The organism is Phocaeicola massiliensis B84634 = Timone 84634 = DSM 17679 = JCM 13223, from assembly GCF_000382445.1.
Taxonomy (GTDB): Bacteria; Bacteroidota; Bacteroidia; order Bacteroidales; family Bacteroidaceae; genus Phocaeicola; species Phocaeicola massiliensis.
Map to the genome: position 1 here is coordinate 2,800,884 of NZ_KB905472.1, position 10,304 is coordinate 2,811,187.

Below are 10,304 nucleotides of genomic sequence, written 5' to 3' on the forward strand. Positions count from 1 at the left end.
TTAATATTAATGTAATTATACCTTATATATTATAGAGCCGGTTTACGAGACAGCACTTCGTCAATCATACCATACTCTTTTGCTTCCTGAGCCGTCATCCAGTAATCGCGATCTGAATCAGCCCACACCTTATCAAAATCAGTATGCGAATGCTCTGCTATGATTGTATAAAGCTCTTTCTTCAGCTTCATTATTTCACGTGCTGTAATTTCAATGTCCGAAGCCTGACCTTGAGTGCCTCCCATCGGCTGATGAATCATAACACGAGAGTGTGTCAGCGCCGAACGTTTTCCTTCTGTTCCCGCAACCAGCAAAACAGCAGCCATCGAAGCAGCCATACCGGTACAAATAGTAGCCACATCACTATTGATAAATTGCATGGTGTCATAAATGCCCAATCCGGCATAAACAGAACCACCCGGCGAATTAATATAAATAGATATATCTTTTCCTGAATCTACAGAATCCAGATAAAGGAGCTGAGCCTGAAGAGTATTGGCCGTATAGTCATTGATTTCTGTACCCAAAAAGATAATTCTGTCCATCATCAAACGCGAGAATACATCGAGCTGTGTCACATTCAACTGACGTTCTTCCAAAATATAAGGGTTCAGATATCCGCCTTGAGACTTAATGACATCATCCAGCACCATGCTGCTCATTCCTAAATGCTTAGTAGCAAATTTTCTAAAATCATCCATAATTTAATGGTTTAGTTATTATTCACAAAAAGAGGCTTTCAACCCCATTTTTTCAAACAAACAAAAGTACAAAAAAATACGGTCGACGTATCGAAACTTTTGCTTATAACGAAAATTTTTGGTCAAAAGCCCCCTTTTTTAGTAAGATTTAGCAATCAATGCTTATCTCACCAAAATATTATTCAAACATCTTGTTGAATTCTTCCATTGTAACCGACTTGTGGTTCAATGTTGCTTTTTCTTTCAAAGCAGCAGCCAGTTTGCTTTCTACGGCGCGGTTCACTAAAGATTCTACTGATTCTTTTTTCTTCAGCATTTCTTTTGCATAGTTTTCGAGCATTTCTTCAGGAATGTTCAACATGCCATACTGAGCGAACTGAAGACGGGTAGCTTCTTTAGCCATATTCAAGACATCTGCTTGCTCTACCTTGATTTCATTTGCAGCAATCAGCTGTTCTTTAATCAAATGCCAAGTCAGTTCTTCGATGCTCTTTTCGTAATTTTCAGCAACGAACGCTTCTCCCTTTTCTTCATTATTCAGCAACATGATGCGCTTCAACAAAGCATCCGGGAACTCAAGTTTGCCTACTCTCTTAGTCAGGTAATCACGAACATCCATCAAGAACTTGTAGTTGCTGTCTGCTTCAAACTGAACGGCAATTCCTTCTTTGATTTTTGCACGGAATTCTTCTTCACTCTTCACTGTGTCTTTGCCAAACACCTGATCAAACAATTCCTGGTTCAATTCTGCAGGAACCATGCGGGTGATTTCTTCCACTTGGAAGCTGAAGTTACCTTTAACGTCCGCAACTTCTTCTTTCTTGATTTTCAACAATGAAGACAGTTCTGCTTCGTTGTTATCAAATGCAGTAGCAGGGTTGAATACCAAAACGTCATTAACCTTAGCTCCGTTGAAAATTGCTTTTTGGTCATCGTTCTTCATGTAAGTCGGCATCATTACAGCACCTTCTACCTGAATTCCCCCTTCTTTAGTATTACCGTTTTCATCCAATTCAGCCAACAGACCTTTAATCATGTCTTTGTCTTCATAGGCTTCTACCTTATCATATTTGCCTGCACGCTGAGTGTACATCTTCACTTGCTGTTCCACCAATTCGTCAGCCACTTCAATCGTATAATAATCTACTGTATCCTGATTTGTGATTTCAGCATTGAATTCAGGAGCCAAAGCGATATCGAACACAAACTCAAAGTTTTCCTGAGTATCAAAATCCACCGGTTGCATCTTTTCAGCATTCGGCAACGGCATACCCAGCATATTCACTTTGTTTTCATGGATATATTCGTTTACTTTTTCCTGCATCAGCTTATCAACTTCTTCAGCAAGCACAGCTTTACCAAATTGCTTTTTGATAAGACTCATAGGTACCATGCCTTTACGGAAACCCGGTATGTTGGCTTTCTGACGGTAAGTCTTCAACACTTTTTCTACTTTTTCCTGATAATCGGCCTTTTCGATATTAACAGTAAGCAATGCACTTACCTTGTCAACGTTTTGCAATGAAATATTCATTCTGACTTATTTTATTTAATTGTTACTTCTTTCAGATTTTCTCATTAAAGAGGTTGCAAAATTAGTGTTTAATCTTTCAATTACCAAATACACAGGCTAAAAAAAACTAATTGACAACAGAAAGTAGCCTGATAAAAGATAAATAAAATGGCACAAATAAAAAAAAGAAAAAAAAGTCGCTTTTTTTCTTGCTTATTCAAATTTTATGCGTTCCTTTGTGGTCGAACTGGTGATAGATAATATAGCTAGTGATTTTTATTACAAGGTTTTACTTCTGTACGCATAGCACTTACGTAAACTCTCTGTCGTTCTAATCCCCCTATCTCATTCATAATCACCATTCAGAGAGTATTTTTTATTTTATTTATTTTTATTTTTTCACTATGAATATGTATGTTGGAAACCTTAACTACCGTGTTAAGGAAGGAGATTTGGAACAGGCAATGTCTGCTTACGGAGTAGTAACTTCTGTAAAGGTTATCAAAGACCGTGAAACAGGTAAGTCAAAAGGATTTGCTTTTGTTGAAATGGAAGATGATCAGGATGCTGCTAAAGCCATCAACGAACTGAACGGTTCTGAATTTATGGGCCGTCAATTGGTTATCAAAGAAGCATTACCGAAACGAATGTAATTACTGATTGATACAGACTAAAAAAGGCTGCGAATTAACTATTTGCAGCCTTTTTTATTTGGTATTTATTAAGCCTATACGTAACTAATATATCTTTTAGCCTTGCATCTGCTGTTTTCGGTTGGCTTCTTCCAATTGGAAGTCTTTACGGCGAAGTACAAAATTGGTTCCCAAATACTTTTCGCGAACAACCGGATTCTCTGCCAATTCTTCGGGCGTACCTTGAAACAGAATCTTTCCTTCAAACAATAAATAGGCCCGGTCTGTCAAGCGCAGAGTTTCCAATGCATTATGGTCAGTTATCAGAATGCCAATATTCTTATCTTTCAGTTTCCACACAATATGCTGTATATCCTCTACTGCGATAGGGTCTACACCGGCAAACGGTTCATCAAGCATAATAAACTTAGGGTCGATTGCCAGACAACGGGCTATCTCCGTTCGACGGCGCTCTCCTCCCGACAACTGGTCTCCCAAATTCTTACGCACTTTTTGCAAGCGAAACTCTGCTATCAAACTTTCCAGTTTCTCTTTTTGATATTCGGGACTGGTCTTTGTCAGTTCCAAAACAGAAGCGATATTATCTTCCACACTCATCTTGCGGAATACAGACGCTTCTTGTGCCAAATAGCCGATACCGTTTTGAGCCCGTTTATACACAGGATAGGAAGTGATATCCAAGTCATTCAAATAAATATGTCCTTCATTGGGTACGATCAAACCGGTAGTCATATAAAAAGAAGTAGTCTTACCTGCCCCGTTCGGCCCCAATAAACCGACAATCTCCCCCTGCTTCACATCAAAGGAAACATGGCTCACTACAGTACGTTTGCCGTACTTCTTTACCAGATTTTCAGTACGCAATACCATTTTACCATTTTCGGGCATTGCATTTTGTTGTTCTATTTCCAGCTCTGACATATCTACGAATTTTGGAACAAAAGTACTAAAAAAGTTTAGGAAACGCATAACAGAACAGAAAATCAGAACATCTTTTGCATTTATATAGACAAAAAAGGCTACTTTTGCAGGAAATTGTGAAAACTATGATGATAAGACCCATAACAACTGTAGGAAAATACATCATACTGATGGGACGTACTTTTGCACGTCCGGAACGTATGAGAATGTTTTTCAAGCAATACCTCAATGAAATGGTGCAACTGGGAGTAAATTCTATCGGCATTGTGTTGCTCATTTCATTCTTTATCGGTGCAGTGATTACCATTCAAATCAAATTAAACATCGAAAGCCCTTGGATGCCACGTTTTGTAGTTGGTTACACTACTCGTGAAATCATGCTGTTGGAATTTTCGTCCTCCATCATGTGTCTCATCCTTGCCGGTAAGGTAGGTTCCAACATTGCTTCGGAGATAGGAACAATGCGGGTGACTCAGCAAATCGACGCTCTTGAAATAATGGGAGTCAATTCGGCCGGCTATCTTATTCTGCCCAAAATTGCAGCTTTGATGACTATGATTCCCTTTTTGGTAATCTTTAGCATTTTCTCAGGTATCATAGGTGCCTTTTGCACCTGTTGGTTCGGCGGCGTGCTGAATGCGGAAGATTTGGAATACGGCTTGCAATACAGTTTCCAAGAATGGTTTGTCTGGTGTAGCTTTATTAAATCACTGTTCTTTGCCTTTATCATTTCCAGCGTGTCGGCCTATTTCGGCTATACGGTGGAAGGCGGCTCCATAGCCGTGGGCAAGGCTAGTACAGATTCTGTGGTCATGAGCAGTGTACTGATTTTGTTCTCTGACTTAGTATTAACACAACTTTTAATGGGATGATAGAAGTTAAATCATTATATAAGTCATTCGAAGGCAAAGATGTATTGGTAGATATCAATGCTATTTTCGATAACGGAAAAACCAATCTGATTATCGGTCAGAGTGGTTCGGGAAAAACAGTATTGATGAAATGTATCGTGGGGCTGCTGATACCCGAAAAGGGAGAGATCCTCTATGACGGGCGTAACTTCCTAAGCATGAACAAGAAAGAAAAAAAGACATTACGCCGCGAAATGGGAATGATTTTCCAAAGTGCTGCCTTGTTTGATTCACTGACAGTATTGGAAAACGTGATGTTTCCCCTCGATATGTTTTCTAATGACACCTATCGCGACCGACTGAGACGTGCTCAATTCTGCCTTGACCGTGTCAATCTGATTGAAGCTCAAAATAAATATCCGGGCGAAATCAGTGGTGGTATGCAAAAGCGTGTTGCCATTGCACGTGCCATCGCACTGAATCCGCAATACTTGTTCTGTGATGAACCGAACTCCGGCTTAGACCCTAAAACATCGTTGGTAATAGATGAACTGATTCATGATATCACTACCGAATATAATATGACCACGATTATCAATACCCATGATATGAACTCCGTAATGGGCATCGGTGACAGTATTCTCTACATCTACCAAGGACATAAAGAGTGGGAAGGCACTAAGAATGATGTATTCACAGCAACAAACGAACGCCTGAACAACTTTATTTTCGCTTCCGACTTATTGCGCAAAGTAAAAGAGGAAGAGATTAGGGAAATGGAAAAGAAAAAATAAGGAAATTATCCACCATAGGGAGGAACCTGTATGTTCATGTTCATCTGAATTGATGATAAATCTGTTTGCATTTTTCCCGTTGGGACACTCTGATTTCCAAAAAAGATTTGCTTATGCATTCGGATAGAAACATTCCGTCCATGTAGTAATAAAAACAATGAGACTGTCTCATACTCTTATTCTGAAACAGTCTCATTTGATTTTAATATTAAATACTTTATTTCTGTCTGATATAAATATTTATCGGAGTACCTGACAGCTTCCACTTCTCACGCATCTTATTCTCAAGGAAACGCTTATATGGCTCCTTTACATATTGAGGTAAGTTGGCAAAGAACACGAAAGAAGGAACTTGCGTGTTAGGCAACTGGGTACAATATTTAATCTTAATGTATTTTCCTTTTGTTGAGGGAGGCGGATACGCTTCAATCAACGGCAACATCTCTTCATTCAGACGAGCTGTCGGAATACGGGTTGTGCGGGCATGATAAACCTCCTTAGCCATTTCCAACACCTTAAAAATGCGTTGTTTAGTCATGGCAGAAGCAAATATGATGGGAAAATCCACAAATGGAGCAAAACGTGAGCGGATAGCCTCCTCGTATGACTTCATTACCTTGGCGTCTTTATTCTCTACCAAATCCCACTTATTGACCACTACCACCAGCCCCTTTTGGTTACGCTGGATAAGCGAAAATATATTCAAGTCCTGCCCTTCTATACCACGGGTAGCATCAATCATCAGAATACATACATCCGAGTTCTCAATGGAGCGGATAGAACGGATAACGGAATAATACTCCAAGTCTTCCGTCACTTTATTCTTCTTGCGAATACCGGCAGTATCCACCAAATAGAAATCAAAACCGAACTTCTCGTAACGAGTATAGATAGAGTCACGCGTAGTACCGGCGATCTCTGTCACAATATTACGGTCTTCACCGATAAAGGCATTCACGATAGATGACTTTCCTGCATTCGGACGGCCCACAACTGCAAAACGGGGAATATCCTCATCCAACAGTTCTTCTCCTTCTTTATTAAACTTACTTACAATCAAGTCCATCAAGTCTCCTGTACCGAATCCGCTCAAAGCAGAAATGCAATACGGGTCATCAAGTCCCAATGAGTAAAATTCTGCTGCATTATATTGCAAATCATTATTATCAGTCTTGTTTGCCACCATAATAACAGGCTTCTTGGTACGACGCAAAATGGCAGCAACCTCCATATCAAGGTCTGTTACTCCATTCACCACATCTACTACAAACAAGATTACATCTGCTTCATCAACAGCCAACAATACTTGTTTACGGATTTCCTCTTCAAAAACATCATCCGAGTTTACCACCCATCCGCCGGTATCAACGACAGAAAACTCACGTCCCAACCATTCCGACTTACCATATTGACGGTCGCGGGTTGTTCCTGCCTGCTCATTTACAATAGCCTGACGAGTCTTAGTCAGACGATTAAAAAGTGTAGATTTTCCCACATTGGGACGTCCTACGATTGCTACTAAATTTCCCATGTTCTTTCTTGTTTACGGCTATCACAGTCGATTTTAATCCAATTGATACCCAAAGTTTTTCAATTCTTTGTCCGAGCTTCTCCAGTCTTTATCCACCTTCACAAAAGTTTCAAGATAAACAGACTTCTGAAAGAAATGCTCTAAAGTCTTACGTGCTTCTGTTGCCACTTTCTTCAATGCCTTGCCTTGCTTACCAATGATAATACCTTTCTGTGAATCACGCTCCACATAAATCACCGCATTGATATGGATGCTCTTTGCATCTTCTTTAAATTGTTCTACAACTACTTCGACCGAGTAAGGAATCTCCTTGTCATAATAAAGCAGAATCTTTTCACGAATTATCTCCGTTACAAAGAACCGGGCCGGTTTATCCGTCCATTGGTCCTTACCAAAATAGGGAGGTGAATCGGGCAACAATTCCTTGATGCGTTTCATCACTACATCTATATTAAACTTCGAAGTAGCCGAAATAGGAATAATCTCTGCTTGTGGAATCAATTCATGCCATTCTTCCACCAGCTTTACCAATTCTTCCTGATTAGTCAAATCTATTTTATTAATCAGCAATAAGATAGGAACTTGCAGTTTACGAACCTTTTCGATAAACTCCAGATTCTTGTCAGGTTTCTCTATCACATCCGTTACATACAATAACACATCAGCATCCGCCAGCGCCGACTCCGAAAAATTAAGCATACTTTCCTGCAACTTATAATTCGGTTTCAATACTCCCGGAGTATCCGAGAATACAATCTGCATATCATCTGTATTCAAAATACCCATGATACGATGACGCGTTGTCTGTGCCTTGAACGTAGCGATTGAGATACGTTCACCTACCAGCAAATTCATCAATGTAGACTTACCCACATTAGGATTTCCTACTATATTTACAAACCCTGCCTTATGCATAATTTTTATAATTTATTGGTTACAGACAAAAAAACGCATCTGAATATGGATGCGTTCATTTGTATTTGTAGTTTAATGATTATTATCTCTTACTACCATCGTAACCCCATTTCACATAAACGGCTCCATAGGTGAAACCTGCGCCGAATGCTGTAAATATCAGGTTATCTCCTTTCTTCAGCTGTTTTTCATAATCCCAAAGGCACAACGGAAGCGTCGCTCCACTGGTATTTCCATAACGCTGAATATTTATCATTACCTTATCCAAAGGCACTTCCAAGCGAGATGCAACAGCATCAATGATACGCAAATTTGCCTGATGAGGAATTACCCAGTCGATATTATCTTTATTCAACCCATTGTTTGCAGCAATAGTTGCAGTAATATCCGACATATTTGAAACAGCATATTTGAATACTGTTCTACCTTCCTGATAGAGATAATGCATTTTATGATCTACTGTGAAATAAGAAGGAGGACACACAGAACCACCTGCTTTCATATGAAGGAAAGGAAGACCTTTACCATCCGTACGCAGAATAGAATCCATTATCCCGTAATCTTCTGTAGTAGCTTCTACCATACATGCCGCAGCACCATCACCAAAGATAGGGCAAGTGGCACGGTCTTGGTAGTTTACCATAGACGACATCTTATCAGCACCAACAATAATAATCTTTTTATGTCTACCAGATGCGATGAGTGAAGCAGCTGTTTCCATTAAGTATAAGAACCCGCAACATGCAGCCTGCAAATCGAATGCAAATGCATTCTTCAATCCCAACTTATCGCACAGAATAGAAGCGGTTGAAGGGAAATGATAGTCAGGAGTAGTTGTTGCTACGATTACCGCGTCAATGTCGTCAGGATTTGAACCGGTTTTCTGCATCAGTTGTTTGGCTGCTTTACGCGCCATATACGATGTTCCCAATCCTTCCTCATTAAGGATACGTCTCTCTTTAACTCCAATTCGAGTCATAATCCATTCATCATTGGTATCTACCATTCTTGAGATTTCTTCATTCGTCAAGACATAATCAGGTACATAACCTCCGACTCCTGTTATTACTGCATTAATTTTTTCCATCATTCCAAATTATTAGTTTGTACTCTTTATAAAAAAACAGCCGACAGAGCCGAAGCTCGCCGGCTTTATTTTATAAAACGTACAAACGTGTTTAAAGCTACTGATTAAACAGCAGCTTCTTTTTCGATTGCTAACTTACCTCTATAATAACCGCAAGCTCCACATACAGTGTGGTAAACATGCCATTCGCCGCAGTTAGGGCAGATAGCTAAAGTAGGAGCAACTGCCTTGTCATGAGTTCTTCTCTTTGCAGTTCTCGTTTTTGATTGTCTTCTTTTAGGATGTGCCATTTTTCTAAACTTTAATTATTATCTAATATTTTCTTTAATTCATTCCATCTCGGATCTATTTCTTGTGGCTCTTCATTGCCAATTTCCTCTTCGGGTAATTCAACTGCAATATCATCGTCATCATCATCACCTGAAGTGCGCAAATGCTTACTCAGCTTACCTACCATACCCTTATTACATTTACCCGGAGCATGCACATGTTTCATAGGAATATTCAATGCTATGAACTCATATAAGAACCATGCAATATTTATGTAACCGTCTTCCTCAGGAACCACGACAATATCACCTTCTTCGGTAAATGAAGAGCCTAATTTGACTTTCAACTTATCTGATGTCAAAATGGGTAACTCCATTTCATCCAAACAACGGTCACATGGTACAATGACAAAGCCTTCTGTCTGGAACTCTAACAAGAAAACACCGGATGTTTTTTTCACATTCAGCTCCACTGTTAGTTTTCCTTTTTGCACTTCTGGTCCATCCAGATCTACAAAGAATTGATTATCCAGCGTAAACTCATATTTAACAGAGTCCGCCTTCATATTCTTCAATTCTATCTTATATTTATCAAACTTTCCCAAAGCAATACTATATAAATCGGGCAACAAAGATACAAATAATATTCCATTATCATACCATAATTGGCAGATATTTTTGAATTTAACTCCTTTTTCGACCGTTTTTATCTATTACAAAGACTTTCTTCCTACCTCTATCAAAGGAGGAGAAAAATAAAAAAGCCTCCAGTTCGTAAACTGGAGGCTTTCATCAAAAACGGCGGCTACCTACTCTCCCACTGTTACGCAGTACCATCGGCGTGACAAGGCTTAACTTCTCTGTTCGGAATGGGAAGAGGTGGAACCCTTGTGCTATAGCCACCTGAAGAAGGTTGACATATTGATAAGCTGTAACCGTAATTTCATTTCATAGCAACCGCTAAACGTATACAACATCCGGCATATAAAGAAAGTGAACGGGCAATTAGTAATGCTCGGCTTTGATGTCTCCATCTTTACACCTGCATCCTATCAACGTTGTAGTCTAC

General features: G+C 39.5%; 11 protein-coding genes and 1 rRNA gene. 3 read left to right on the top strand and 9 right to left on the bottom strand.

The window, feature by feature from the left end; translation table 11 throughout:
* Positions 1 to 29: 29 nt before the first annotated feature.
* Together clpP and tig are read right to left on the bottom strand one after the other, a co-directional pair.
* On the bottom strand, positions 30 to 701 hold the full coding sequence (gene clpP, locus HMPREF1534_RS07425; protein WP_005941325.1) for an ATP-dependent Clp endopeptidase proteolytic subunit ClpP: 672 nt from the start codon (positions 699 to 701) through the stop codon (positions 30 to 32).
* A gap of 178 nt (positions 702 to 879) precedes the next feature.
* Positions 880 to 2,235, bottom strand: a complete 1,356-nt coding sequence (tig, locus tag HMPREF1534_RS07420; RefSeq protein ID WP_005941327.1) for a trigger factor — start codon at positions 2,233 to 2,235, stop codon at positions 880 to 882.
* 383 nt (positions 2,236 to 2,618) lie between these two features.
* On the opposite strand from tig, the gene HMPREF1534_RS07415 reads away from it, so the two are divergent.
* The gene (locus HMPREF1534_RS07415) at positions 2,619 to 2,867 is read left to right on the top strand and encodes an RNA recognition motif domain-containing protein (RefSeq protein WP_005941332.1); all 249 of its coding nucleotides are present in this window, start codon (positions 2,619 to 2,621) and stop codon (positions 2,865 to 2,867) included.
* A 96-nt stretch (positions 2,868 to 2,963) separates the two neighbouring features.
* Here HMPREF1534_RS07415 and lptB read toward each other — a convergent pair whose 3' ends face one another.
* Positions 2,964 to 3,788 (bottom strand): LPS export ABC transporter ATP-binding protein, encoded by an 825-nt coding sequence (gene lptB, locus HMPREF1534_RS07410; RefSeq protein WP_005941334.1) that lies wholly within the window; start codon positions 3,786 to 3,788, stop codon positions 2,964 to 2,966.
* Positions 3,789 to 3,916: 128 nt separating this feature from the next.
* On the opposite strand from lptB, the gene HMPREF1534_RS07405 reads away from it, so the two are divergent.
* Together HMPREF1534_RS07405 and HMPREF1534_RS07400 are read left to right on the top strand one after the other, a co-directional pair.
* Positions 3,917 to 4,660: an MlaE family ABC transporter permease gene (locus tag HMPREF1534_RS07405; protein ID WP_018452432.1), complete on the top strand. Its 744-nt coding sequence runs from the start codon at positions 3,917 to 3,919 to the stop codon at positions 4,658 to 4,660.
* Complete coding sequence (locus HMPREF1534_RS07400; protein WP_005941337.1) at positions 4,657 to 5,433, top strand: ABC transporter ATP-binding protein; 777 nt, start codon at positions 4,657 to 4,659, stop codon at positions 5,431 to 5,433. Before HMPREF1534_RS07405 ends, HMPREF1534_RS07400 begins: the two co-directional genes overlap by 4 nt.
* 217 nt (positions 5,434 to 5,650) lie before the next feature.
* Here the strand turns inward: HMPREF1534_RS07400 and der are convergent, their stop codons facing one another.
* The 6 genes from der to rrf all read right to left on the bottom strand — a co-directional run bounded on the left by der (position 5,651) and on the right by rrf (position 10,142).
* Positions 5,651 to 6,964 (bottom strand): ribosome biogenesis GTPase Der, encoded by a 1,314-nt coding sequence (der, locus tag HMPREF1534_RS07395; protein ID WP_005941342.1) that lies wholly within the window; start codon positions 6,962 to 6,964, stop codon positions 5,651 to 5,653.
* 33 nt (positions 6,965 to 6,997) lie between these two features.
* Positions 6,998 to 7,879: a GTPase Era gene (gene era / locus HMPREF1534_RS07390; protein ID WP_005941344.1), complete on the bottom strand. Its 882-nt coding sequence runs from the start codon at positions 7,877 to 7,879 to the stop codon at positions 6,998 to 7,000.
* An 82-nt stretch (positions 7,880 to 7,961) separates the two neighbouring features.
* Complete coding sequence (locus tag HMPREF1534_RS07385; RefSeq protein WP_005941347.1) at positions 7,962 to 8,966, bottom strand: beta-ketoacyl-ACP synthase III; 1,005 nt, start codon at positions 8,964 to 8,966, stop codon at positions 7,962 to 7,964.
* A 104-nt stretch (positions 8,967 to 9,070) separates the two neighbouring features.
* A complete protein-coding gene (gene rpmF / locus HMPREF1534_RS19850) occupies positions 9,071 to 9,256 on the bottom strand; it encodes a 50S ribosomal protein L32 (RefSeq protein ID WP_002562387.1) in 186 nt (61 codons plus the stop codon).
* Between the two features lie 11 nt (positions 9,257 to 9,267).
* Complete coding sequence (locus HMPREF1534_RS07380; protein WP_005941349.1) at positions 9,268 to 9,801, bottom strand: YceD family protein; 534 nt, start codon at positions 9,799 to 9,801, stop codon at positions 9,268 to 9,270.
* Positions 9,802 to 10,031: 230 nt separating this feature from the next.
* Positions 10,032 to 10,142, bottom strand: a 5S ribosomal RNA gene (gene rrf, locus HMPREF1534_RS07375).
* Positions 10,143 to 10,304 lie beyond the last annotated feature (162 nt).